Raw genomic sequence first — 340 nt, forward strand, 5'->3', positions numbered from 1 at the left:
TCATCAAATATTTTTAGCTCATCTTTACAGTGACTATGTGTAAGTGGCACAGGATCGTCCTTATAAGTTGTTATAGTCACCATTCATTTGCGCTCTAGTTCTGAAAACATTAAGAGCATTGCCAAGTCGAATAGCTTCATTTCCCACTGGCACTACGGTTCTCGCGCTCACTGAAAGGTAGATGAACCTCCCGTCAGAATATGAAACAAACCCATGATTATTAAGGTAATTAATATAATCGCTTAACATAGATTCGGTTATGCGCTCTCTGCCCGTTGCTTGTTTTACATCTTCTAAATTTATAATGTAATTAGCTTGATAGTCAGGACCAAACTCACTA

1 protein-coding gene is annotated in these 340 nt (G+C 37.9%); it reads right to left on the reverse strand.

All coding sequences use genetic code 11. The annotated features are described in order from the left end of the window. Positions 1-60: 60 nt before the first annotated feature. A partial coding sequence (locus tag DK866_RS20060) for a hypothetical protein (protein ID WP_208624206.1) occupies positions 61-340 on the reverse strand: 280 nt, incomplete at its 5' end.

Origin of the sequence: Proteus genomosp. 4 str. ATCC 51469, assembly GCF_003144375.1 — a bacterium.
In the GTDB taxonomy this organism is placed as follows: domain Bacteria; phylum Pseudomonadota; class Gammaproteobacteria; order Enterobacterales; family Enterobacteriaceae; genus Proteus.